This is a genomic window from Streptomyces thermocarboxydovorans (genome assembly GCF_039524635.1).
Taxonomy (GTDB): Bacteria; Actinomycetota; Actinomycetes; order Streptomycetales; family Streptomycetaceae; genus Streptomyces; species Streptomyces thermocarboxydovorans.
Map to the genome: position 1 here is coordinate 1 of NZ_BAAAGU010000047.1, position 24,220 is coordinate 24,220.

Consider the following 24,220-nt stretch of genomic DNA (forward strand, 5'->3'; position numbering starts at 1 on the left):
CGATGCTCCGCATCGGCGCCCTCCTCCGCCTTGCAGCTGCACGCACCAGACCCCGCTCACCGGTGCTGACAAGGCGCGCCGGCGATTCCCGCAGGCTGATCCAAACGAGCGGCCCTAGGGGTGTCCGCACAACTCGCGCTCACCGAACGGCAGTACGACAGCACCGCCTCCTCCCCCATGACGGTCGGGGCCCCGCGGACACCCTCCGCGAGACCCCGGCACGACCACGACGGCGCATCACCTCACCGCAGCGGCCCGGTGACCTTCTCCACGGCCGCGATCAGACGTCCCTCCCGCACGAACGCCTCCGCTGCGGCGAGATCCGGCGCCAGATAGCGGTCCGCGCCGGGACCTGCGACCCCCGCCTCCCGTACGGCGTCGATGACGGCCCGCGTCGCGGGCGCGGGCGTGAGACCCTCGCGCAGCTCCACGGCCCGGGTGGCCGCGTACAGCTCCACCGCGATGACCCGGGTGAGATTGTCAACGGCCGTGCGCAGCTTGCGCGCCGCCGACCAGCCCATGGACACATGGTCCTCCTGCATCGCGGAGGACGGGATGGAGTCCGCCGACGCCGGTACGGCGAGCCGCTTCATGTCGCTCACCAGCGCGGCCTGTGTGTACTGGGCGATCATCAACCCGGAGTCCACACCGGCGTCGTCGGCGAGGAACGGCGGCAGACCGTGGCTGCGGTTCTTGTCCAGCAGCCGGTCGGTGCGGCGCTCGGCGATGGAGGCGAGGTCGGCGGCCGCGATGGCGAGGAAGTCCAGCACATAGGCGACCGGGGCGCCGTGGAAGTTGCCGTTGGACTCCACCCGGCCGTCGGGCAGCACCACCGGATTGTCGACGGCGGAGGCCAGTTCGCGCTCGGCGACCGTGCGGGCGTGCGCCATGGTGTCCCGTCCGGCGCCCGCCACCTGCGGGGCGCAGCGCACGGAGTAGGCGTCCTGGACCCGCGGGGCGTCGTCCTGGTGATGCCCCGTCAGCCCCGAACCCTTCAGCACGGCCAGCATGTTGGCGGCGCTGGCGGCCTGGCCGGGGTGCGGGCGGATGGCGTGCAGCTCGGGGGCGAGGACCTTGTCGGTGCCGAGCAGCGCCTCGAGGGTGAGGGCGGCGGTGACGTCGGCGGACTTGTACAGGGTCTCCAGGTCGGCGAGGGCCATGACCAGCATGCCGAGCATGCCGTCGGTGCCGTTGAGCAGGGCGAGGCCCTCCTTCTCGCGCAGCTCGACGGGCCGGATGCCGTGCTCGGCCAGCAGCTCGGCGGCGGGCCGCACCGTCCCGTCCGGTCCCTCCGCCTCGCCCTCGCCCATCAGCGTCAGGGCGCAGTGGGACAGCGGGGCCAGGTCGCCGGAGCAGCCGAGGGAGCCGTACTCGTGCACGACCGGGGTGATGCCGGCGTTCAGCACGTCGGCCATGGTCTGCGCGACCTCGGGCCGTACGCCGGTGTGCCCGGAGCAGACGGTCTTCAGCCGCAGGAACATCAGGGCCCGTACGACCTCGCGCTCCACCCGGGGCCCCATGCCGGCGGCGTGCGAGCGGACGATGTTGCGCTGCAGCTGAGCGCGCAGGTCGGGGCTGATGTGCCGGGTCGCCAGGGCGCCGAAGCCCGTGCTCACCCCGTAGACCGGGTCCGGCTTGGCGGCCAGCGCGTCCACGATCTCCCGGGACGCGGCGAGCGCTGCCACCGCCTCGGGCGACAGCTCGATGCGGGCACCGCCGCGCGCCACGGCGAGCACGTCGGCCGCGGTCACGCCGGACGTCCCCACCACCACAGTGTGCATATCCATATTCAGGAGCGTACGCATTGAATTCCAAACTGTCACCACTGGGAGCGGGGTTCACCCCTTACCGATCCGGTCACAACGGCCCCTTCAGGGCGCGTGCCGGCCCCGGAAGCGCCGCCGCTCCCCGTGGCCCGCCTCGCCCATCGGCTCGTCCGCGAGCCGTACGACGGGATCGTCGGGGCCCTCCCGTCCGGCGACCACCGGATGGTCCAACCGCTGGGCCTTGGCCCGGTACTGCGCCGCGTCGGCCAGCCGGAACAGCCGCCGCGCCGAGTGCACCGGCCCGATCGGATCCCCCGTGGACGCCACTCCGCAGGCCACCCCGTCCCCGAGCCCCAGTTCGACGGCCCTGCGGCACACCTGGTCGGCCGCCTTGACCACCTCGTCCGCCGGCGGCCCCACCGCCAGCAGACAGAACTCGTCCCCGCCGAGCCGCGCCGCCAGCGCGCCCGGCAGGGTGGCGCCGCACAGCGACAGCACGGTCCCGAACCGCTCCAGCAGCCGGTCGCCCACGGCATGACCGAGCGTGTCGTTCACCCGCTTCAGCCCGTTGAGGTCGCACACCACCAGGCTGACCACGGCGCCGTCGCGCCGGTGCCGCTCGATCGCCTCGTCCAGCCGTGCGTCCACCGCCCGCCGATTGGCGAGCCCGGTCAGCGCATCCGTGTACGCCAGCCGCCTGGCCTCCTCCAGCCGCTCCGTCTGCGCGATGCCCGCGGCCACCACGGCGGCGAGAACAGTCGCGAAATCGGCGTCACTGCGACCGAAGACGGGCGCGCCGACCGGGCGAGCCACATACAGCTCGCCCCAGGCCCGCCCGTGCAGCACGATCGGGGCGACCACACAGCAGCCCCGGCCGCGGCGGCGCAGGGCGGCCACCCGCTGATGGCAGTAGCCCGGCCGGCCGGCCGCCGTCCCCTCGGCCGTCTCCACCCAGGCGTCCGGCTCACCGCCGCCGGCCCACCGTTCGTGCAGGAACTCGGTGATCTCGGCGAACTGGTGCACCGGGTAGGACTCGTTCTCGGGGAACTCCTCCTCCCCCTCGGCCAGCTCACCGACGTTCACCAGGACGCGGAGCCGGCCGAGCTCCCGCTCCCACACGGAGAGGGCGGCGAAGCTGCCGCCGAGGGCGCGGCGGGCGCCGGTGGCCGCCGCCTTCCAGGCCTCCCGCGCGTTCTGCGCCGCGGCCATGCTCTGGGCCAGCGCCACCACCGCCGTCAGCCGGCTGTCCTCACCCATTCCTCCAGGCTAGGGAGGTTTACGCAGGAAAGGGACTCAAAACGGGCGAAAGGGTCGCACCCGTCCGCGGAGCACCTCCCGTCACTCGCCGGGCCACTGCGGCTTGCGCTTCTCGTTGAAGGCCGCCACACCCTCCGCCCGGTCCCCGGAGAAGGCCACGGAGCGCCAGGCCGCGTCCTCGATCTCCAGTCCGGCCGGCAGGTCGATCCCGTGACCGAGACGCAGGGCCCGCTTGGCGGCACGCAGCCCCACCGGCGAATTGGCGGCCATCCGCGCGGCCAGGCTCAAGGCCTCCTCCCGGTCCCGGCCCTCCTCCACCAGCTGATCCACCAGACCCAGCTCACGGGCCTCCTCCGCCTTCACCCTCCGCGCGGTGAAGATCAGCTCGGCCGCCCGCGCGGCGCCCACCCGCCGCGGCAGCAGCTGCGTACCGCCACCACCCGGGATCACTCCCACGGAGACCTCCGGCAGCCCCACAACCGCCGTACGGTCCGCCACGATGACATCGCAGGACAGGGCCAGCTCGAAGCCGCCGCCCAGCGCGAAGCCGTGCACCGCCGCCACCGTGGGCATCGGCAGCTCCAGCACACCCGTGTACGCACCCCGCGCCACCGGCCGCTGGCGCACCAGATCGGCGTCGCTGAACGAGTTCCGCTCCTTCAGGTCCGCACCCACGCAGAACGCCCGCTCGTGCGACGAGGTCAGCACCACCACCCGCACACCGCGGTCCGCGCTCAGCGCCGCACACGCCCCGGCGATGGACCGGGCCATCTCGGTCGACACGGCGTTCATGGCCTTGGGCCGGTCGAGGACCAGCTCCGCGACATGCCCCTCCTCATGCCGCCGCACCAGCACGAACTCCCCGAACCGCTCCTCGCTCATGACACCCTCCGGTTAACGCGTGTTAACAAGTTTGCCGTTCCGATCATCGCAGGCCGAGTCCGCCGGGGAAAGGGCGTACTCCCGGTTCCCCGATCACCCCCCGTCCACCCGTTCGAGTGACTTCGGGCGACTCCCGGCTCCAGGGCCCCGCCGAACGCCTAACGTGCGCAGCACGGCGGGCGCACTCGGGGGGCGCGTTCGCAGGGGAGGGGATCGCGATGACCACGGACACACCACAGCGCACGACCCAGCGTCCACCCGTGCGCGTCCGCTTCGCCACCCGCATCCGGGGCCGTCACCGCCGGCCCCGCCACCGCAAGGCCCTGGTGGCCGCGGGCGGCCTGGCCCTGGCCATGGGCGCGATGAGCGTCGTACGCCTGGCCACCACCCCCGGCCCCGCGGACACCGCCATCGGGACCACCCCCGTCACCCCCGCGGTGACCCTCAGCCCCTCCGCGACGCCCCCGTCCCCGGACCGGACCGGCGCACCCCGCCCCGCCCAGCCCCGCCCGACCTCCCCCACCGCGCTGGGCGCCAAGGACTCCACGCCCCTCCCGGAAGCCGCGGAGCCCGAGCAACCCGGCTCAGCGCCCCCGGCCACCCCATCCGCACCCTCCGGTCCGGACACGCCTCCGTCCGCATCCTCGACGCCCCGGACACCACCGCAGGACCGCCGCCCGGCCCCGGGGCCCCCTGCCCCGCCCCACGCCCCGTCGACGCCCCCACCCCCCGCCGACGACACACCCGGAGGCGGAAACGGCGGCGGCAGCGACCAGGGCCTGTGCGTACCGCTCCTCGGCGTCTGCGTAGGCGGCCTGGGACTCGACCTCGGACTCGGACTCGGAGGCTAGGAGGACGACGAAGCCGGGGCGGAGTCACGGCGGGTGAGCAGCCAGGGCTCCACGACACCCAGACCACGCACCGGACGCTGCCACATCGGCTGCAGGGCGAACCGGTACGTCGGCGGCTCCTCCCCCTCCTTCTCCGCGGCAGCCGCTGCCTCCGCCGCGGCCGCCTCGGAGGCGGGGGCGTCTCCGGTACGGATCAGCTCCTCGGCGAACGCGGTGTCCACCAGGACGGCGTCCCGGGGAGCTATCGAGGTGAGCCGGGAGGCCAGGTTCACCGTCGTACCGAACACATCACCCATACGGGTGGTCACCGTGCCGAAGGCCATCCCGACCCGCAGCTCCGGCATGGTCTCGTCGTTCGCCATCGTCTCGATCAGCCGCAGGGCGATCTCCGCGGCCGTACCCGCGTCGTCGGCGGCGTACAGCACCTCGTCGCCCAGCGTCTTGATCAGCCGTCCGCCGCGAGCGGCCACCAGGTCCGCGGCCGTGGTCTCGAAGGCCTCGACCAGCTCGCCGAGCTCCTCCTCCTCCATCCGCCGGGTGAGGCGGGTGAAGCCCACGAGGTCGGCGAAGCCGACGGCCAGGCGGCGGTCGACCATCTCCTCGTCGTCGGCGCCCTGCACCACGCGGCCGGCCGAGGCGGCGAGCTGCCGGCGCCAGACGTAGACCAGGAACTCCTCCAGCTCGGGCAGGAGCAGCTCGACGATCGGGTAGGTCACCTCGGTGCGGGTCATGCCCGGCTCGGGCGGCTCGGTCAGCCCCTCCAGGAAGGAATCGATCTGCCACTCGGCCAGGCGGGCGGTGGTCTGGCCGGTGGAACGTGCCACCTGTACGGCCATGGCCTCGCTCAGCAGGCCCGCCTCCACGAGACCGGCGAGGCGGCGCAGGGCGAGTACGTCGGCTTCGGTGAGGGCCTTGGCCTGGCCGACGTCGGCGAAGCCCATGGCTCGCCAGAAGCGGGTGGCGAGTTCCATGGTGACGCCGGCGCTGCGGGCCGCCTGGAACGGGGTGTAACGGCGCTCAGCACCCAGAATGAGCTGTTCGAGGCGCAGAGCGAGCGGATCCTCACCGGTGTCGGCGCCCTGCGCGTCCGTGCCGGAACCCGAGTCGTCGACGGTCACGCGTTGCTGCCCTTCCGATCTGCCATGGCCAAGTATCGACCGGCCACAACTCTACGGCAGGTGTGCGCCAGCTCACTCCGTTCGGTCGAGCAGGGGGTGAGGTGAGGGGGTGCACTTGCCTGACGAGGTTGCGCAGGTGCGTGCATTGTCAGCGCCGGTTTGTGCGGGGGCTGCGCCCGGCTGAGGAGGGGGCGCCCTTTTGAGCGGGGCTCGCGGGCATTCGGGTTGACCTGGGTCCACGGGCACCCGGGGTGGGTGCTGGGCGGGGGTGGGGTGCGCTATAGGAGGGCGCGGCTGCCCGCGGCGAGGCGGGGTGGCCGCGCACGGCGATCAGCAGGGCACCGGCCGCAGGCGGCCGCAGACGCGCGCGGCGGGGAGGGGTCGGGGTGGTGGTGTCCGCCCGCAGCGGCTGGCGCGTCAACAGCAGGAGTCAAAAGGAAGCCGATTTCGCGCCAGACCGAGGACGGATACCACCACCCCGGCCCCGACTCACCCACCCACCGTGGGCGCTACGCGCACCCCCACCGGAGCCGCAGTGGCGCCGCAGGCATCAGACGCGAACCCCCACACACCCGCGCGGGCGCGAGACGCGCAGCCCCGGAGAGCCGTGCCGGCGCCGCATGCATCGGACGCCCACCCCACCCCGCCGCAGGCACAAAGCCGCAGGCATCGGGCGCCCACCCCACCCCGCCGCAGGCACAAAGCCGCAGGCATCGGACGCGCACCCCACCCCGCCGCAGGCACAAAGGGGGCCTCAGCCCGCCGGACGCAGGTGAATGATGTCGCCGGCGCCTACAGGCTCGCGGAGGCCATCCGGCGTGGCGAGGATCAGGCGGCCGTCGGAGTCGATGGCCACCGCCTCGCCCACCACAAACCGGTCCCCGGGCAGTTCCGCCCGCACCGTGCGGCCCAGCGTCGCGCACCCCGCCGCGTACGCCTCCTGCAGCCGGCACAGCCCCGCGTCACCCCCGGCCGCACGCCACCGCCCGTACCAGTCGTCCAGCGACCGCAGCACCCCGCGCAGCAGCGTCTCCCGGTCCGTGCTCACCGCCCCGGCCAGCGCCAGCGACCCCGCCGTCGGCACCGGCAGCTCCGCCTCCCGCAGCGTGACGTTGATCCCGACGCCGATCACCACACCGCCGTCCCCGGCCCGCTCCAGCAGGATCCCGCCCGCCTTGCGCTCCTCACCCCCGACCTTCACCAGCAGGTCGTTGGGCCACTTCAGCGCCGTATCCACCCCGGCCGCCCGCGACAGCCCCGCCGCCACCGCGACCCCGGTCAGCAACGGCAGCCACCCCCACCGCTCCACCGGCACACCCTCCCCCGGCTTCAGCAGCACGGAGAAGAACAGCCCGGACCGCGCCGGCGCGCTCCACTGCCGGTCCAGCCGGCCACGCCCCGCCGTCTGCTCCTCGGCTACCAGCACGGCACCTTCCCCGGCCTGCCCCTTCAGCGCCCGCTCCACCAGATCCGAGTTCGTCGACCCCGTGCGCCGCACCACGTCCACCTCGGACCACAGGCTCCCCTCCCGCACCAGCCCCCGCCGCAGCGCGGCCACATTCAGCGGAGGCCGCTCGAGATCGGACCAAGGACTGCTGTTCTCTGATGCATCACGCGGCGTCATGCAAGCCACGATAGGTGTGGCAAAGACCGCACTGCCGATGTCAAGGCACCCCACTACGCTACGGATGAGTAACCGTCCCCCCTTTTGAGCAGGCAGGGAGCCGCATCCCGATGTCCGAGCCGGAAGAGCAGCAGCCTGACATTCACACGACCGCGGGCAAGCTCGCGGATCTGCAGCGCCGTATCGAAGAGGCGACGCACGCCGGCTCCGCACGCGCCGTCGAGAAGCAGCACGCCAAGGGCAAGCTGACGGCCCGTGAGCGGATCGACCTCCTGCTCGACGAGGGTTCCTTCGTCGAACTGGACGAGTTCGCCCGGCACCGCTCCACCAACTTCGGCCTCGACGCCAACCGCCCCTACGGTGACGGCGTCGTCACCGGGTACGGCACCGTCGACGGCCGCCCGGTCGCGGTGTTCTCCCAGGACTTCACCGTCTTCGGCGGCGCCCTCGGCGAGGTCTACGGCCAGAAGATCGTCAAGGTCATGGACTTCGCCCTGAAGACCGGCTGCCCGGTCATCGGCATCAACGACTCCGGCGGCGCCCGCATCCAGGAGGGCGTCGCCTCCCTCGGCGCGTACGGCGAGATCTTCCGCCGCAACACCCACGCCTCCGGTGTGATCCCGCAGATCAGCCTGATCGTCGGCCCCTGCGCGGGCGGCGCGGTCTACTCCCCGGCGATCACCGACTTCACGGTCATGGTCGACCAGACCAGCCACATGTTCATCACCGGCCCCGACGTCATCAAGACCGTCACCGGTGAGGACGTCGGCTTCGAGGAGCTCGGCGGCGCCCGCACCCACAACACCGCCTCCGGCGTCGCCCACCACATGGCGGGCGACGAGAAGGACGCCATCGAGTACGTCAAGCAGCTCCTGAGCTACCTGCCGTCCAACAACCTCTCCGAGCCCCCGTCCTTCCCCGAGGAGGCCGACCTCACGGTCACCGACGAGGACCGCGAGCTGGACACGATCGTCCCGGACTCGGCGAACCAGCCCTACGACATGCACTCCGTCATCGAGCACGTCCTCGACGACGCCGAGTTCTTCGAGACCCAGCCGATGTTCGCCCCGAACATCGTCACCGGCTTCGGCCGCGTCGAGGGCCACCCCGTCGGCATCGTGGCGAACCAGCCGATGCAGTTCGCCGGCTGCCTGGACATCCAGGCCTCGGAGAAGGCCGCCCGCTTCGTGCGCACCTGCGACGCCTTCAACATCCCGGTGCTGACCTTCGTCGACGTCCCCGGCTTCCTGCCCGGCGTCGACCAGGAGCACGACGGCATCATCCGCCGCGGCGCCAAGCTGATCTACGCCTACGCCGAGGCCACCGTCCCGCTGATCACCGTGATCACCCGCAAGGCCTTCGGCGGCGCCTACGACGTCATGGGCTCCAAGCACCTGGGCGCCGACCTCAACCTGGCCTGGCCCACCGCCCAGATCGCCGTGATGGGCGCGCAGGGCGCGGTCAACATCCTGCACCGCCGCACCATCGCCGAGGCGGACGACCCCGAGGCGACCCGCGCCCGCCTGATGCAGGAGTACGAGGACACCCTCCTCAACCCCTACGTCGCCGCCGAGCGCGGCTACGTCGACGCGGTGATCATGCCGTCCGACACCCGCCGCCACATCGTCCGCGGCCTGCGTCAGCTGCGGACCAAGCGGGAATCCCTGCCCCCGAAGAAGCACGGCAACATCCCCCTGTAAGGAGCCGTTGTGACGATCAAGGTCGTACGGGGCAACCCGACACCGGAGGAGCTCGCCGCCGCCCTGGCGGTGGTCAGGGCCCGCGCCGCGGCGGCCTCCGCCGAGCCGTCCGGCGCGCCCGCTCCTCGCGACGCGTGGTCCGACCCCTCCCGGATCGCGGCGGGCCATCTGCCGCAGCCGGGCCCGGCGTCCTGGACCCGCACGTACTGGCCGGCCTGACCCGCCGGCGCCCCTCGGCGGCGCGGGGCGGGGCTGCTGTGCGGCCCCGCCCCGCGAACACCCAGCAGCGCGTGATTTGAGTACGCCTACTCAGGCGCCCCGCACCCCCGAAGCCGCAGGCTGGGTGCATGCTGTGGTCCGACCCCGAGAACGAACCGCCCGAAGAACTGCGGAACACGCAGGCGATGCTGCGGCGGCTGGGCGTTCTCATGGCGTTGGCCATGGTGCTCGCGATGCTCGTGATCGGCGTGAGGTGAGGCATCGGCGTGAGGTGAGGCATCCGGGGGACGCCGATACGCTGACCGCATGACTGATCAGCCGCGCCGCCGCCTCGTGCTCGCCTCCGCGTCCCCCGCCCGGCTGGGCCTGCTCCGCCAGGCCGGACTCGACCCCGAGGTGGTCGTCAGCGGAGTCGACGAGGACGCCGTCACCGCCCCCACCCCGGCCGAGCTGGCGCTCGCCCTGGCCGAGGCGAAGGCCTCGGTGGTCGCCGCCAAGCCCGAGGTCAAGGGCGCCATCGTGATCGGCTGCGACTCGGTGCTGGAGCTGGACGGGCAGGCCCTCGGCAAGCCCGCCGACGCGGAGGAGGCCACGGCGCGCTGGAAGTCCATGCGGGGACGCGCCGGCGTCCTGCAGACCGGCCACTGCGTCTACGAGACCCTCAGCGGCCGCTACGCCTCCGCCACCGCCTCCACCGTGGTCCGCTTCGGCGAGCCCACGGACGAGGAGATCGCCGCCTACGTCGCCTCCGGCGAGCCGCTGCACGTCGCCGGGGCGTTCACCCTGGACGGCCGTTCGGCCCCGTTCATCGACGGCATCGACGGCGACCACGGCAATGTGATCGGCATCAGCCTGCCGCTGGTGCGCAAGCTGATGGCCGAGGTGGGCGTCGGCATCACCGAGCTGTGGGCGCCGGCGGAGGAGTGACCGGGGAGCCGTCTCCGGCCCTGCCGTCGTCGGTGCCGCCGGCCGCGCTGCCGCCCGAGCCGCCGGCCGAGCCGTCACCGGTGCCGCCCTCGGGGGTGGCGTCGGCGGGCCCGGCGGGCTGCTCCGGACGGTCGTACGTCATCAGCAGCAGCACGATGAGCCCCAGCATCACCACCATGAACACGAACTCGGCCGCGCCCAGCAGCCCCCAGGCGAAGGCGCCCAGCAGGCCGTGCACCACCGCCGCGCTGATCAGCAGCACCCGGCCGAGCCCGGCGGGCGCGCGGTCGCGCAGCGCCACCAGCAGGGCCACCAGGCCGCACAGGGCGAAGTAGAGCCCGAAGACGACCCCGCCGATCTTCGAGGACACCGACATCATGTCCGGGTCCAGACCGGCCAGCGACATGTCCTGCCGGTCGACGACGACCCCGAGGAACCAGTTCACGGCGGCGATGCCGAGCGCCTCGGCGAACAGCACGACTGCCACGATCCACGCCACCGGTCTGCGTACCACCGGTCCCCACCCACTTCCGAGCACGACTGTGGTTGCCCCGAGTATGTTCGGGCCGACCCGAACGCTACTAACGGGTAAACCTGGGGACAAGGGTTCCTGCGCGGGCAAAGAACCATTGGGCCATTCGTAGGGACTCCACAAAGAAACGAAGTGGGCCGCAGCACGCCTTCACAGAGACCTTGACCACATGGGGCGGCTAGGGTTTGCCGAGGGAGTCCTGCGTACCCGTGGTGCGACAAGGGATTTCGCGGGTCGAGCGAGCCTCGAATCACGCTCCGTGTGGGCAAGCTCACCATTGGGGACGGGTCGAAGTGCCGTGTCGGCAGTCCCTAAACTCGGCTTGTTTCAAGGAGGGAGCCTCAATCGTGCGCAAGGTGCTCATCGCCAACCGTGGCGAAATCGCTGTCCGCGTGGCCCGGGCCTGCCGGGACGCCGGGATCGCGAGCGTGGCCGTCTACGCGGACCCGGACCGGGACGCTCTGCATGTCCGCGCCGCGGATGAGGCGTTCGCCCTGGGCGGTGACACCCCCGGGACCAGCTACCTCGACATGGACAAGGTGCTGAAGGCGGCGCGCGAGTCGGGCGCGGACGCGATCCACCCCGGCTACGGGTTCCTGTCCGAGAACGCGGACTTCGCCCAGGCGGTGATCGACGCGGGGCTGATCTGGATCGGCCCGCCGCCGCAGGCGATCCGCGATCTGGGTGACAAGGTCGCGGCGCGGCACATCGCCCAGCGGGCGGGCGCCCCGCTGGTCGCCGGTACGCCCGACCCGGTGTCGGGCGCCGAGGAGGTCGTGGCCTTCGCCGAGCAGCACGGGCTCCCCATCGCGATCAAGGCTGCGTTCGGTGGCGGTGGCCGCGGTCTGAAGGTCGCCCGCACGCTCGAAGAGGTTCCCGAGCTGTACGACTCCGCCGTGCGTGAGGCCGTGGCCGCGTTCGGGCGCGGCGAGTGCTTCGTGGAGCGGTACCTGGACAAGCCGCGGCACGTGGAGACGCAGTGCCTGGCCGACAAGCACGGCAATGTGGTCGTGGTCTCCACGCGTGACTGCTCGCTGCAGCGGCGGCACCAGAAGCTGGTCGAGGAGGCGCCGGCGCCGTTCCTCTCCGAGGCGCAGGTGGCCGAGCTGTACCGGGCGTCCAAGGCGATCCTGAAGGAGGCCGGGTACGTCGGGGCCGGCACCGTGGAGTTCCTGGTCGGCTCGGACGGCACGATCTCCTTCCTCGAGGTCAACACGCGGCTGCAGGTCGAGCACCCGGTGACGGAGGAGGTCACGGGGATCGACCTGGTGCGGGAGATGTTCCGCATCGCCGACGGCGAGGAGCTGGGGTACGACGACCCGCCGGTGCGGGGTCACTCCATCGAGTTCCGCATCAACGGTGAGGACCCGGGGCGCAACTTCCTGCCGGCGCCGGGGACGGTCACGAAGTTCGCTCCGCCGTCGGGGCCGGGTGTCCGGCTGGACGCGGGTGTGGAGTCCGGCAGCGTGATCGGGCCGGCCTGGGACTCGCTGCTGGCGAAGCTGATCGTCACCGGGCGCACCCGCAAAGAGGCGCTGCAGCGGGCGTCGCGGGCGCTGGCGGAGTTCCAGATCGAGGGCATGGCCACGGCCATCCCCTTCCACCGCGCGGTGGTCACCGACCCGGCGTTCGCGCCGGAGCTGACCGGTTCCGACGGGCCGTTCACGGTGCACACGCGGTGGATCGAGACGGAGTTCGTCAACGAGATCAAGCCGTTCGCTGCGCCTGCGGAGGCGGCGGCGGAGGACGAGCCGGGCCGGGAGACGGTGGTCGTCGAGGTCGGCGGCAAGCGGCTGGAGGTCTCGCTGCCGGCGTCGCTGGGCATGTCGCTGGCGCGGACGGGTCTGGCGGCGGGTGCCAAGCCGAAGCGCCGCGCGGCGAGGAAGTCGGGGCCGGTCGCCTCGGGTGACACGCTGGCGTCGCCGATGCAGGGCACCATCGTCAAGGTCGCCGTGGAGGAGGGCCAGGAGGTCAAGGAAGGCGACCTGGTCGTCGTCCTCGAGGCGATGAAGATGGAGCAGCCCCTGAACGCCCACAAGTCCGGCACGATCAAGGGCCTCAACGCAACGGTCGGCGCGTCGGTGACGTCCGGCGCGGCCATCTGCGAAATCAAGGACTGAGCGCTGCCGCTGGGCATACCTGAGCAGGGTGCGCGCCGCCGACCTGCGGCGTCACCCTGCCCCTCCGGTGGGGGTGCGCGTGGCGATGCCTGCGGCGTCACCCTGCACCTCCGGTGGGGGTGCGCGTCCGATGCCGCGGCGCCGGCACGGCTCTCCGGGGCTGCGCGTCTCGCGCCCGCGCGGGTGTGTGGGGGTGCGCGTGGGATGCCTGCGGCGCAACTGCGGCTCCGGTGGGGGTGCGCGTAGCGCCCACGGTGGGTGGGTGAGTCGGGGCCGGGGCGGTGGTATCCGTCCTCGGTCTGGCGCGAAATAGGTTTCCTCTTGACCACTGACGCTGACGCGCCAGCCGCTGCGGGCGGACACCACCACCCCGACTCCTCCCCGCCGCGCGCGACTGCGGCACGCCTACGGCCCGCTTCGGCTGGGCGCCACGCGCGGCTACCGCGCCTGCGCAACTGCGGGCACCTGCGGCCGCGTCACTGCGGGCACCTGCGGCCGCGTCACTGCGGGCATTCGTGCCGCTGGGGCGATGGGGGTCCCCCCGCTCGAGCGCAGCCGAGAGTGGGGGAGGCACCCCTTCAGCGGGGCTGGCGCTACCCACCCCCGCCCAGCACCCACGCCGGGTGCACCCCCAAGAAACGCGCTCCCCTGCCAAGGGGCTGCTAACGGCAGGTCAACGCCTACGCAGGTCCGCGACGCGGGCGCGTTCGTTGGTCTGAGGTTCTGTCAGGGTGACCGCCGTCCTGAGGGGGCCCTGGCGGCGTGGGCCCGGGAGTGGAACGTCCCGGCGTTGTTGGCGGGAGGAGGAGGAAGGTGAAGAGCTGTCACCTCCCGAGTTCGAGCCGCTTCCCGGAGCGACCGCGACCTGGACGCCCTGGTCGGCCAGCGCCTGCAACTCGGTGGCGGCCCGGTCGTCATGAGCCGGCGGCTCATCCGTGACGAGCCGGGTGATCAGATCCGTCGGCACCGTCTGGAACATGGTGTCCGTACCCAGCTTGGTGTGGTCCGCCAGGACCACCACCTCCGCCGCGGCCTGCACCAACGCCCGGTCCACGCTCGCCGAGAGCATGTTGGAGGTCGAAAGCCCCCGCTCGGCGGTCAGACCGCTGCCCGAGAGGAAGGCACGGGACACCCGAAGCCCCTGCAGGGACTGCTCCGCCCCGCTGCCCACCAGCGCGTAGTTCGACCCGCGGAGCGTACCGCCGGTCATCACGACCTCCACCCGGTTGGCGTGGGCCAGCGCCTGGGCCACCAGGAGGGAGTTGGTGACGACCGTGAGCCCGGGCACCCGGGCCAGCCGGCGGGCCAGTTCCTGGGTGGTCGTGCCCGCGCCGACCACGATGGCCTCGCCCTCCTCCACGAAGTTCGCGGCGAGATCGGCGATGGCGGTCTTCTCGGCGGTCGCGAGATGGGATTTCTGCGGGAAGCCGGACTCCCGGGTGAACCCGCCCGGCAGTACCGCACCGCCGTGCCGGCGGTCGAGGAGTCCTTCTGCCTCCAGCGCGCGCACGTCCCGCCGTACGGTCACTTCGGAGGTCTGGACGACGCGGGCGAGCTCACGGAGCGACACGGCCCCGTTCGCCCGCACCATTTCGAGGATCAATTGGCGACGTTCTGCAGCGAACACGAAACTGACAGTAATGCCAGCGACCGTCTGCTTTCAGCAGTTTGCGCTGAATAGCAGAAGCTGTTCGCACCGGACGGGACCAAGTGGTATAAGGCCCGGGTTTAGCCCTCCGCGCCCGTCTTGCGGTTGTGCAGCTGCCGTGCCACCTCGGCGATCGAGCCGGACAACGACGGGTACACGGTGAACGCGTTCGCGATCTGCTCGACCGTCAGATTGTTGTCGACCGCGATCGAGATGGGGTGGATCAGTTCCGAGGCGCGCGGCGCCACGACCACGCCGCCGACCACGATGCCCGTGCCGGGGCGGCAGAAGATCTTGACGAAGCCGTCGCGGATGCCCTGCATCTTGGCCCGCGGGTTGCGCAGCAGCGGCAGCTTCACCATGCGCGCGTCGATCTTGCCGGTGTCGACGTCGGCCTGGGTGTAGCCGACGGTGGCGATCTCCGGGTCGGTGAAGACGTTCGAGGAGACCGTCTTGAGGTTCAGCGGGGCCACCGCGTCGCCGAGGAAGTGGTACATGGCGATACGTCCCTGCATGGCGGCGACGGAGGCGAGCGCGAAGACGCCGGTGACGTCACCGGCCGCGTAGACGCCGGGGGCGGTGGTGCGGGAGACCCGGTCGGTCCAGATGTGGCCGGACTCGCGCAGCTTGACGCCGGCCTCCTCCAGGCCCAGGCCCGCCGAGTTGGGGACGGCGCCGACGGCCATCAGGCAGTGCGTGCCGGTGATGACGCGCCCGTCGGCGAGGGTCACCTCGACCCGGTCGCCGACCCGCTTGGCGGACTGGGCGCGGGAGCGGGCCATGACGTTCATGCCGCGGCGGCGGAAGACGTCCTCGAGGACGGCGGCGGCGTCCGGGTCCTCACCAGGCAGCACGCGGTCGCGGGAAGACACCAGGGTCACCTTGGAGCCGAGCGCCTGGTAGGCGCCGGCGAACTCGGCACCGGTCACACCGGAACCGACGACGATGAGTTCCTCGGGCAGCTCGGTCAGGTCGTAGACCTGGGTCCAGTTGAGGATGCGCTCGCCGTCGGGCTTGGCGTCGGGCAGCTCCCTGGGGTGCCCGCCGGTGGCGATCAGTACGGCGTCGGCGACCAGCGTCTCCTCGCTGCCGTCGGCGGCGGTCACCACGACCTTGCGGGAGCCGTCGAGGGCCTGCATGCCCTCCAGCCGGCCGCGGCCGCGCATGACCCGGGCGCCGGCCCGCGTCACGGAGGCGGTGATGTCGTGCGACTGGGCCAGCGCCAGCCGCTTCACTCGCCGGTTGACCTTGCCGAGGTCCACGCCGACCACACGGGTGGCCTGCTCGAGGGGCGGGGTGTCGTCGGCGACGATGATGCCCAGCTCCTCGTAGGAGGAGTCGAAGGTGGTCATCACCTCGGCCGTGGCGATCAGAGTCTTGGACGGCACGCAGTCGGTGAGCACCGACGCACCGCCCAGACCGTCGGCGTCGACGACGGTCACCTCCGCCCCGAGCTGCGCGGCCACCAGCGCCGCTTCGTATCCGCCGGGTCCGCCACCGATGATCACGATCCGAGTCACGTACTCCATTGTCCCGCACACTTCACCGGGCGACCGCCCCGGGGGGCCAGGGCCGTGGCTCCCCTGTTACCGGAGTGACCCGCGTGGCGGCTGCCGTACCCTTCCCCCATGTCCCTCTATGCCGCCTACGCCGGCAACCTCGACGCCCGGCTGATGTCCCGCCGCGCACCGCACTCGCCGCTGCGCGCCACCGGGTGGCTGAACGGGTGGCGGCTGACCTTCGGGGGCGAGCACATGGGCTGGGAGGGCGCGCTGGCGACGCTCGTCGAGGACCCGCTGGCCCAGGTCTTCGTCGCGCTCTACGACATCGCGCCGATGGACGAGGAGTCCCTGGACCGCTGGGAGGGCGTGGGGCTCGGCCTCTACCGCCGCACCAAGGTCCGGGTGCACACGCTGGACGGCGAGGACATGGCCTGGACCTACGTCCTGAACTCCTACGAGGGCGGCCTGCCCCCGGCCCGCTACCTGGGCGAGATCGCCGACGCGGCGGAGTCCGCGGGCGCCCCGCACGACTACGTGATGGAGCTGCGCAAGCGCCCTTGCTGACCGCTTTGGCAGGACATTCATCGAAAACGACAAGACAACGAAAGCCAACCCGTCACCTTCGACATCTACGCGCGTAGGCGAAGACGGGTTACTCTCATTCGCGTGAACGCTTCTCTTCTTCCGGACGACCTCCAGGACGACCCGTACGCCGCAGCCGACGCCGCCGCCGCGCGCCTGCGTGAACTCACGGGCGCCGAGACCCACGACGTCGCTCTCGTGATGGGCTCCGGCTGGGCGCCGGCGGTCGACGCGCTGGGCACGCCCGAGGCCGAACTCCAGGTCACCGAGCTGCCCGGCTTCCCGCCGCCCGCGGTCGAGGGCCACGGCGGCAAGGTGCGCTCGTACCGCATCGGTGCGAAGCGTGCCCTGGTCTTCCTGGGCCGCACGCACTACTACGAGGGCCGGGGTGTGGCCGCCGTCGCGCACGGCGTCCGTACGGCCGTGGCCGCCGGGGCCAAGACGGTCGTGCTGACCAACGGCTGCGGCGGCCTGCGGGAGGGCATGCGTCCCGGTCAGCCGGTGCTGATCAGCGACCACATCAACCTCACCGCGACCTCCCCGATCGTCGGCGCAAACTTCGTCGACCTGACCGACCTGTACTCACCGCGGCTGCGGGCGCTGTGCAAGGAGGTCGACCCCACGCTGGAGGAGGGCGTCTACGCGCAGTTCCCCGGCCCGCACTACGAGACGCCGGCGGAGATCCGGATGGCTCGCGTCATCGGGGCGGATCTGGTGGGCATGTCGACGGTGCTGGAGGCCATCGCGGCGCGTGAGGCGGGGGCGGAGGTGCTGGGCATCTCCCTCGTCACCAACCTCGCGGCCGGTATGACCGGGGAGCCCCTCAACCACGAGGAGGTCCTCCAGGCGGGCCGCGACAGCGCGGCACGGATGGGCTCCCTCCTGACCCAGGTCCTGGGCCGCCTCTGACACGCACCTGCGGCGCCGGGTCACCGGGGGTACGTGTACTTGGTGACCAGTTGCCTCGTCCGTCTGTCCGACGGTGCCCGTGCAGAGCGCTGCAACTGTGCTGCGCACTGCAAACGACGACTTACCCGGTGCGGGTGCTGGCCGGGGGTGGGCCGCGCCAGCCCCGCTGGAGGGGTGCCTCCCCCACTCTCGGCTGCGCTCGAGCGGGGGGACCCCCATCGCCCCAGCGGCACGACTGCCCGCAGCTACGTAGCGGTAGTCGCGCACGGCGCCCGGCCGAAGCGGACCGTAGGCGGCCGCAGGCGCGTACGGCGGGGAGGGGTCGGGGTGGTGGTGTCCGCCCGCAGCGGCCGGCGCGTCCGCGCCAGTACCCGAAAGGCGACCTATTCCGCGCCAGACCGAGGACGGATACCACCACCCCGGCCCCGACTCACCCACCCACCGTGGGCACTACGCGCACCCCCACCGGAGCCGCAGTTGCGCCGCAGGCACAAGACGCGAACCCCCACCGGTCCGCAGGTCCCCACCGGCCCGGCCCACCACGTGCCGCAGGCGAGCCCCCTCGCACCCCACCGAACCCGCCGAACCCGCACACACCCACGAGAGGCTGACCGACGTGCAAGACGATCTCCTCGCACAGGCCCAGGCATGGCTCGCCGAGGACCCCGACCCGGACACCCGCGCCGAACTCGCCCGCCTCATCGACTCCGGTGACCGCACCGAACTCGCCGCCCGCTTCAGCGGCACCCTCCAGTTCGGCACCGCCGGCCTCCGCGGCGAACTCGGCGCCGGCCCCATGCGCATGAACCGCTCCGTCGTCATCCGCGCCGCCGCCGGCCTCGCCGCCTACCTCACCAAGCACGGCCATGCCAACGGCCTCGTCGTCATCGGCTACGACGCCCGCCACAAGTCCCGCGACTTCGCCCTCGACACCGCCGCCGTCATGACCGGCGCCGGCCTGCGCGCCGCGATCCTCCCCCGCCCCCTGCCCACCCCGGTCCTCGCCTTCGCCATCCGCCACCTCGGCGCCGTGGCCGGCGTGGAGGTCACGGCCAGCCACAACCCGCCCCGCGACAACGGCTACAAGGTGTACCTCGGCGACGGCTCCCAGATCGTCCCCCCGGCCGACACCGAGATCGCCGCCGAGATCCAGGCGGTCACGTCCCTCGACACGGTCCCCCGCCCCACAGCCGGCTGGGAAACCCTCGACGACGCCGTCCTCGACGCCTACCTCGCCCGCACGGACGCCGTCCTCGCCCCTGACTCCCCCCGCACCGCCCGCACCGTCTACACGGCGATGCACGGCGTCGGCAAGGACGTCCTCCTCGCCGCTTTCGCCCGCGCCGGCTTCCCCGCCCCCACCCTCGTCACCGAGCAGGCCGAACCCGACCCGGAGTTCCCCACCGTCGCGTTCCCCAACCCGGAGGAGCCCGGCGCGATGGACCTCGCCTTCGCCAAGGCCCGCGAGACCGGCCCCGACCTGGTCATCGCCAACGACCCGGACGCCGACCGCTGCGCCGCCGCCGTGAAGGACGGCGACGACTGGCGCATGCTCCGCGGCGACGAGGTCGGCGCGCTCCTCGCCGCCCACCTGGTCCGCCGCGGAGCGACCGGCACCTTCGCCGAGTCGATCGTCTCCTCCTCCCTCCTCGGCCGCATCGCCGAGAAGGCGGGCCTGCGCCACGTCGAGACCCTCACCGGCTTCAAGTGGATCGCCCGCGCCGAGGGCCTGCGCTACGGCTACGAGGAGGCCCTCGGCTACTGCGTCGACCCGGACGGCGTCCGCGACAAGGACGGCATCACCGCGGCCCTGCTCCTCACCGAGCTGGCCTCCGTCCTGAAGGAGGAGGGCCGCACGCTCCTCGACCTCCTCGACGACCTCGCAGTCGAGCACGGCCTGCACGCCACCGACCAGCTCTCGGTCCGCGTGAAGGACCTCAGCCTGATCGCCGACGCGATGCGCCGCCTGCGCGAGCACCCCCCGACGGAGCTCGCCGGTCTGCGCATCACCAAGGCGGAGGACCTCACCCAGGGCACGGACACCCTCCCGCCCACCGACGGCCTGCGCTACACCCTCGAGGGCGCCCGGGTGATCGTCCGCCCGAGCGGCACGGAGCCCAAGCTGAAGTGCTACCTGGAGGTGGTCGTCCCGGTCTCCGGCCGCCCCGACCTCCCCGCCGCCCGAACCAAGGCCACGGCCCTCCTGACCCGGCTCAAGCAGGACTTCTCTCAAGCAGCAGGCATCTGAGCCACTGGCCCTGGGACACCAACCACTGAGACACCAAAGAGCGGGGCGCCCCAGAAGGAAGGGGCACCCCGCTCACGTCATGCACACTCAACACCCTGCCGAGGCAGGCAAGCTCACCCCACCGGAGGCAGGCTCACCCCACCCCCAGCAGAACCCCCAGCAACACAGCTCCCGCCACCGCAGGCCCGAGCACCTCGTAGGCCCACCGCACGGTGACCTCCCCCTGCGCCGAAGCCGCCTCCCGCCGCTCCTCGTGCAGCTCCCGCAGCTCGTCCATGGCCTGATCGGTCGCCGCCCGCACCGGCCCCGAGCCGCCGGCACCGGCACCGGCACCGGACGGGCTCGTCCGGGCGACGCCGCGCCCACCGGCCCGGAACGCGTCGCCGACACCCGGCGCCCGCCCCGCCGACCGCACGTCGACGCCCTGCCCGCGCTCCGCCTGCGCCCGCATCTCCTGGCGGGCCGCCCGCTTGCGGGCCCGCAGGGAGACCGGGAGCGCCCAGAGCTGGTACTTGGTCCCGTCCTCGGCCAGCACCTCGTTCGTGTAGCCGGACCGCAGGCCGGCGACGCGGCCCCAGGGCAGCACGATCACCCGGAACGGATTGCGGACGCGCAGCCGGTCGGGCCCGACGTAGACGGCGGGCCGGAGGGTGAAGGCCACCACCAGCGGCACCAGGAGCAGCAGTGCCGCGAGGGCCAGCCACGGGGCGCGGCCCTCGCCGCGGACCACCGCGTCGGTGCCGAGCCACGCCATGACGGCCAGCAGCAGCACACCGCCGGCGATGCCCGCGGGCGACCGGTGCACGCGGTCCCGCTGGCCCGGACGACCCATGGCGTCGCTGTTCGAACCGGACGGCTTCGGGTCGGGCAGGGAGTCAGACGAGGTCATGGCACCGATTCTGCCCGACTCCGCCCGGCGGACCAGATGCCGCTGGGGGCTGTACAGCCGCTACGCGCGTAGATATGCTCGGCTTGTGAGCATGCCCACCACTGCACCCAGCCCCCTCGGCGACGTCACCGCGTCCGACAGCACGCTGCGCCGCTTCCTCCACGGGCTGCCCGGCGTCGACGCCGTCGGCCTGGAGGCGCGCGCCGCCTCCCTCGGCACCCGTTCGATCAAGACGACCGCCAAGGCGTACGCGATCGACCTCGCCATCTCGATGGTCGACCTGACGACGCTGGAAGGCGCGGACACCCCGGGCAAGGTCCGGGCGCTCGGCGCGAAGGCGGTCCTGCCCGACCCGGCCGACCGGACCACCCCCGCCACGGCCGCGGTCTGCGTCTACCCCGACATGGTGGCCACCGCGAAGGAGGCCGTCGCCGGCTCCTCCGTGAAGGTCGCCTCGGTCGCCACCGCCTTCCCGGCCGGCCGCGCCCCGCTCTCCGTCAAGCTGGCGGACGTGAAGGAGGCCGTGGCCGCGGGCGCGGACGAGATCGACATGGTCATCGACCGCGGCGCCTTCCTCGCCGGCCGGTACATGAAGGTGTACGAGGAGATCGTGGCCGTGAAGGAGGCCTGCGGCTCCGCGCGGCTGAAGGTCATCTTCGAGACCGGTGAGCTGTCGACGTACGACAACATCCGCCGGGCCTCCTGGCTCGGCATGCTCGCCGGTGCCGACTTCATCAAGACCTCGACCGGCAAGGTCGGCGTCAACGCGACCCCCGCGAACACCCTGCTCATGCTGGAGGCGGTGCGCGACTTCCGTGCGCAGACCGGCGTCCAGGTGGGCGTGAAGCCGGCCGGCGGTATCCGGACCAGCAAGGACGCGATCAAGTTCCTGGTGCTGGTCAACGAGACGGTGGGCGAGGACTGGCTGGACAACCACTGGTTCCGCTTCGGCGCCTCCTCGCTGCTGAACGATCTGCTGATGCAGCGGCAGAAGCTGGCCACGGGCCGCTACTCCGGCCCCGACTACGTGACGGTGGACTGATCACCATGACCGAAAAGACCACGGACAAGCGGTCGTCCGCTTTCGAGTACGCGCCGGCGCCCGAGTCCCGCTCGATCGTCGACATCGCCCCGTCCTACGGCCTGTTCATCGACGGCGAGTTCACCGAGGCGGCCGACGGCAGGGTCTTCAAGTCCGTGTCGCCGTCCACCGAGGAGGTGCTCTCCGAGGTGGCCCAGGCGGGCGAGGCGGACGTGGACCGCGCCGTCAAGGCCGCCCGCAAGGCCTTCGAGAAGTGGTCGGCGCTGCCCGGCTCCGAGCGCGCCAAGTACCTGTTCCGCATCGCCCGGATCATCCAGGAGCGCTCCCGTGAGCTGGCCGTCCTGGAGACCCTGGACAACGGCAAGCCGATCAGGGAGACCCGCGACGCCGACCTGCCGCTGGTCGCCGCGCACTTCTTCTACTACGCGGGCTGGGCCGACAAGCTGGAGCACGCCGGTTTTGGCGCGAACCCGCGCCCGCTCGGTGTCGCCGGCCAGGTCATCCCATGGAACTTCCCGCTGCTGATGCTGGCGTGGAAGATCGCCCCGGCGCTGGCCACGGGCAACACGGTCGTCCTCAAGCCGGCCGAGACCACCCCGCTGTCGGCGCTGTTCTTCGCGGACATCTGCCGCCAGGCCGGTCTGCCCAAGGGCGTCGTCAACATCCTCCCGGGCTACGGCGACGCGGGCGCCGCCCTGGTGGCGCACCCGGACGTGGACAAGGTCGCCTTCACCGGCTCCACGGCGGTCGGCAAGGAGATCGCCCGCACGGTCGCCGGCACCCGCAAGAAGCTCACCCTGGAGCTGGGCGGCAAGGGCGCCAACATCGTCTTCGACGACGCCCCCGTCGACCAGGCCGTCGAGGGCATCGTCAACGGCATCTTCTTCAACCAGGGCCAGGTCTGCTGCGCGGGCTCGCGCCTGCTGGTGCAGGAGTCGATCCACGAGGAGCTGCTGGACTCGCTCAAGCGGCGCCTGTCGACGCTGCGTCTCGGCGACCCGCTGGACAAGAACACCGACATCGGCGCGATCAACTCCGAGGAGCAGCTCAGCCGCATCACCTCGCTGGTGGAGCAGGGCGAGGCGGAGGGCGCCGAGCGCTGGTCGCCCGCCTGCGAACTGCCGTCCACCGGGTACTGGTTCGCCCCGACGCTCTTCACGAACGTCACCCAGGCGCACACCATCGCCCGCGACGAGATCTTCGGCCCGGTGCTGTCGGTGCTGACCTTCCGCACCCCGGACGAGGCCGTCGCCAAGGCCAACAACACCCCGTACGGACTGTCGGCGGGCATCTGGACGGAGAAGGGCTCGCGCATCCTCGCCGTGGCGAGCAAGCTGCGCGCGGGTGTCGTCTGGTCCAACACGTTCAACAAGTTCGACCCGACCTCGCCGTTCGGCGGCTACAAGGAGTCGGGCTTCGGCCGCGAGGGCGGCCGCCACGGCCTGGAGGCGTACCTCGCCCCGTCGAGCCCGGAGGGCGAGCGATGAAAAACACAGTTGACGCGACCCGACTCTCCGTCTTCAAGACCTACAAGCTGTACGTCGGGGGGAAGTTCCCCCGCTCCGAGAGCGGCCGGGTGTACGAAGTGACCGACTCCAAGGGCAAGTGGCTGGCCAACGCTCCGCGGGCGAGCCGCAAGGACGCCCGTGACGCGGTGGTCGCCGCCCGCAAGGCGTTCGGCGCCTGGTCGGGGGCGACGGCGTACAACCGCGGCCAGATCCTCTACCGCGTCGCGGAGATGCTGGAGGGCCGCCGCGAGCAGTATGTGCGCGAGGTGGCCGACGCCGAGGGCCTGTCGAAGTCCAAGGCGTCCGCGCAGGTGGACGCGGCGATCGACCGCTGGGTCTGGTACGCGGGCTGGACCGACAAGATCGCCCAGGTGGTGGGCGGCGGCAACCCGGTCGCGGGCCCGTTCTTCAACCTCTCCTCGCCGGAGCCGACCGGTGTGGTCGCCGTGCTGGCGCCGCAGGAGTCGTCGTTCCTGGGCCTGGTCTCGGTCGTCGCCCCGGTGATCGCGACCGGCAACACGGCGGTGGTGGTGGCCTCCGAGAAGTACCCGCTGCCCGCCCTCTCCCTGGGCGAGGTGCTGGCCACCTCGGACCTGCCGGGCGGCGTGGTGAACGTGCTGTCGGGCCGTACGGCGGAGATCGCCGCCCCGCTCGCCGCGCACATGGACGTCAACGCGATCGACCTGGCGGGCGCCGGCGAGGAGCTGGCGAAGGAGCTGGAGATCGCCGCGGCCGACAACCTCAAGCGCGTTCTTCGTCCACAGCCTGTGGACGACTGGGCGGCGACGCCCGGCCTGGACCGCATGACGGCGTTCCTGGAGACCAAGACCGTCTGGCACCCGACGGGTTCGCTGGGCGCCTCCGGCTCCTCCTACTGACCGCCACCCCCCACACCG

The 24,220-nt window shown here is 72.2% G+C and carries 21 protein-coding genes; 12 read left to right on the top strand and 9 right to left on the bottom strand.

The features are described 5' to 3' along the window. Nucleotides 1-242: 242 nt before the first annotated feature. The 3 genes from hutH to ABD198_RS21540 form a co-directional block, all read right to left on the bottom strand. On the bottom strand, nucleotides 243-1,781 hold the full coding sequence (gene hutH, locus ABD198_RS21530) for a histidine ammonia-lyase (RefSeq protein ID WP_344004586.1): 1,539 nt from the start codon (nucleotides 1,779-1,781) through the stop codon (nucleotides 243-245). Between the two features lie 90 nt (nucleotides 1,782-1,871). Continuing rightward, on the bottom strand, nucleotides 1,872-3,023 hold the full coding sequence (locus tag ABD198_RS21535) for a GGDEF domain-containing protein (RefSeq protein ID WP_344004442.1): 1,152 nt from the start codon (nucleotides 3,021-3,023) through the stop codon (nucleotides 1,872-1,874). 81 nt (nucleotides 3,024-3,104) lie between these two features. Continuing rightward, nucleotides 3,105-3,905 carry an enoyl-CoA hydratase/isomerase family protein gene (locus ABD198_RS21540; protein ID WP_344004445.1) on the bottom strand — a complete coding sequence of 267 codons (801 nt, stop codon included), beginning with the start codon at nucleotides 3,903-3,905 and terminating at the stop codon, nucleotides 3,105-3,107. Between the two features lie 218 nt (nucleotides 3,906-4,123). Between ABD198_RS21540 and ABD198_RS21545 the strand changes: the two genes are divergently transcribed. Continuing rightward, nucleotides 4,124-4,756, top strand: coding sequence for a hypothetical protein (locus ABD198_RS21545; RefSeq protein ID WP_344004448.1), 633 nt, complete (start codon nucleotides 4,124-4,126; stop codon nucleotides 4,754-4,756). Here ABD198_RS21545 and ABD198_RS21550 read toward each other — a convergent pair. After that, nucleotides 4,753-5,874, bottom strand: coding sequence for an adenylate/guanylate cyclase domain-containing protein (locus ABD198_RS21550; RefSeq protein ID WP_344004451.1), 1,122 nt, complete (start codon nucleotides 5,872-5,874; stop codon nucleotides 4,753-4,755). The two genes, ABD198_RS21545 and ABD198_RS21550, sit on opposite strands and share 4 nt — an antisense overlap. Nucleotides 5,875-6,628: 754 nt before the next feature. Further along, nucleotides 6,629-7,498, bottom strand: a complete 870-nt coding sequence (locus ABD198_RS21555) for a biotin--[acetyl-CoA-carboxylase] ligase (RefSeq protein WP_344004454.1) — start codon at nucleotides 7,496-7,498, stop codon at nucleotides 6,629-6,631. Nucleotides 7,499-7,608: 110 nt separating this feature from the next. Between ABD198_RS21555 and ABD198_RS21560 the strand changes: the two genes are divergently transcribed. The 4 genes from ABD198_RS21560 (at nucleotide 7,609) to ABD198_RS21575 (ending at nucleotide 10,344) form a co-directional block, all read left to right on the top strand. Then, complete coding sequence (locus ABD198_RS21560) at nucleotides 7,609-9,198, top strand: acyl-CoA carboxylase subunit beta (protein ID WP_344004457.1); 1,590 nt, start codon at nucleotides 7,609-7,611, stop codon at nucleotides 9,196-9,198. Nucleotides 9,199-9,207: 9 nt separating this feature from the next. Next, on the top strand, nucleotides 9,208-9,417 hold the full coding sequence (locus ABD198_RS21565) for an acyl-CoA carboxylase subunit epsilon (RefSeq protein WP_167997994.1): 210 nt from the start codon (nucleotides 9,208-9,210) through the stop codon (nucleotides 9,415-9,417). Nucleotides 9,418-9,545: 128 nt separating this feature from the next. Continuing rightward, nucleotides 9,546-9,674: a morphogenic membrane protein MmpB gene (gene mmpB / locus ABD198_RS21570; RefSeq protein WP_344004462.1), complete on the top strand. Its 129-nt coding sequence runs from the start codon at nucleotides 9,546-9,548 to the stop codon at nucleotides 9,672-9,674. Nucleotides 9,675-9,723: 49 nt separating this feature from the next. Then, nucleotides 9,724-10,344 (top strand): Maf family protein, encoded by a 621-nt coding sequence (locus ABD198_RS21575; RefSeq protein WP_344004465.1) that lies wholly within the window; start codon nucleotides 9,724-9,726, stop codon nucleotides 10,342-10,344. Here the strand turns inward: ABD198_RS21575 and ABD198_RS21580 are convergent. Continuing rightward, nucleotides 10,313-10,858, bottom strand: a complete 546-nt coding sequence (locus tag ABD198_RS21580; protein ID WP_344004467.1) for a hypothetical protein — start codon at nucleotides 10,856-10,858, stop codon at nucleotides 10,313-10,315. The genes ABD198_RS21575 and ABD198_RS21580 overlap by 32 nt on opposite strands. Nucleotides 10,859-11,223: 365 nt before the next feature. Between ABD198_RS21580 and ABD198_RS21585 the strand changes: the two genes are divergently transcribed. Next, the gene (locus ABD198_RS21585) at nucleotides 11,224-12,996 is read left to right on the top strand and encodes an acetyl/propionyl/methylcrotonyl-CoA carboxylase subunit alpha (RefSeq protein WP_344004470.1); all 1,773 of its coding nucleotides are present in this window, start codon (nucleotides 11,224-11,226) and stop codon (nucleotides 12,994-12,996) included. 673 nt (nucleotides 12,997-13,669) lie between these two features. Here ABD198_RS21585 and ABD198_RS21590 read toward each other — a convergent pair. Both ABD198_RS21590 and ABD198_RS21595 read right to left on the bottom strand, forming a co-directional pair. Further along, nucleotides 13,670-14,623, bottom strand: a complete 954-nt coding sequence (locus ABD198_RS21590) for a DeoR/GlpR family DNA-binding transcription regulator (protein ID WP_344004473.1) — start codon at nucleotides 14,621-14,623, stop codon at nucleotides 13,670-13,672. A 101-nt stretch (nucleotides 14,624-14,724) separates the two neighbouring features. Continuing rightward, entirely contained in the window at nucleotides 14,725-16,173 is a 1,449-nt protein-coding gene (locus tag ABD198_RS21595) for an NAD(P)H-quinone dehydrogenase (protein ID WP_344004476.1), read from the bottom strand. Between the two features lie 99 nt (nucleotides 16,174-16,272). On the opposite strand from ABD198_RS21595, the gene ABD198_RS21600 reads away from it, so the two are divergent. The 3 genes from ABD198_RS21600 (at nucleotide 16,273) to ABD198_RS21610 (ending at nucleotide 19,885) form a co-directional block, all read left to right on the top strand. Continuing rightward, on the top strand, nucleotides 16,273-16,710 hold the full coding sequence (locus ABD198_RS21600) for a gamma-glutamylcyclotransferase family protein (protein WP_344004479.1): 438 nt from the start codon (nucleotides 16,273-16,275) through the stop codon (nucleotides 16,708-16,710). A gap of 102 nt (nucleotides 16,711-16,812) precedes the next feature. Continuing rightward, nucleotides 16,813-17,637: a purine-nucleoside phosphorylase gene (locus ABD198_RS21605; RefSeq protein ID WP_167993512.1), complete on the top strand. Its 825-nt coding sequence runs from the start codon at nucleotides 16,813-16,815 to the stop codon at nucleotides 17,635-17,637. A gap of 616 nt (nucleotides 17,638-18,253) precedes the next feature. Continuing rightward, a complete protein-coding gene (locus ABD198_RS21610; RefSeq protein WP_344004483.1) occupies nucleotides 18,254-19,885 on the top strand; it encodes a phospho-sugar mutase in 1,632 nt (543 codons plus the stop codon). Nucleotides 19,886-20,018: 133 nt separating this feature from the next. Here ABD198_RS21610 and ABD198_RS21615 read toward each other — a convergent pair whose 3' ends face one another. After that, entirely contained in the window at nucleotides 20,019-20,774 is a 756-nt protein-coding gene (locus ABD198_RS21615; RefSeq protein ID WP_344004486.1) for a PH domain-containing protein, read from the bottom strand. Between the two features lie 91 nt (nucleotides 20,775-20,865). Here ABD198_RS21615 and deoC point away from each other — a divergent pair, with 91 nt between their 5' ends. The 3 genes from deoC to ABD198_RS21630 are packed head-to-tail and all read left to right on the top strand — an operon-like array spanning nucleotide 20,866 to nucleotide 24,202. Beyond that, nucleotides 20,866-21,816 (top strand): deoxyribose-phosphate aldolase, encoded by a 951-nt coding sequence (gene deoC / locus ABD198_RS21620; protein WP_344004489.1) that lies wholly within the window; start codon nucleotides 20,866-20,868, stop codon nucleotides 21,814-21,816. A gap of 5 nt (nucleotides 21,817-21,821) precedes the next feature. Continuing rightward, the gene (locus tag ABD198_RS21625) at nucleotides 21,822-23,303 is read left to right on the top strand and encodes an aldehyde dehydrogenase family protein (protein ID WP_344004492.1); all 1,482 of its coding nucleotides are present in this window, start codon (nucleotides 21,822-21,824) and stop codon (nucleotides 23,301-23,303) included. Next, the gene (locus ABD198_RS21630; RefSeq protein WP_344004495.1) at nucleotides 23,300-24,202 is read left to right on the top strand and encodes an aldehyde dehydrogenase family protein; all 903 of its coding nucleotides are present in this window, start codon (nucleotides 23,300-23,302) and stop codon (nucleotides 24,200-24,202) included. Before ABD198_RS21625 ends, ABD198_RS21630 begins: the two co-directional genes overlap by 4 nt. Nucleotides 24,203-24,220: the final 18 nt, after the last annotated feature.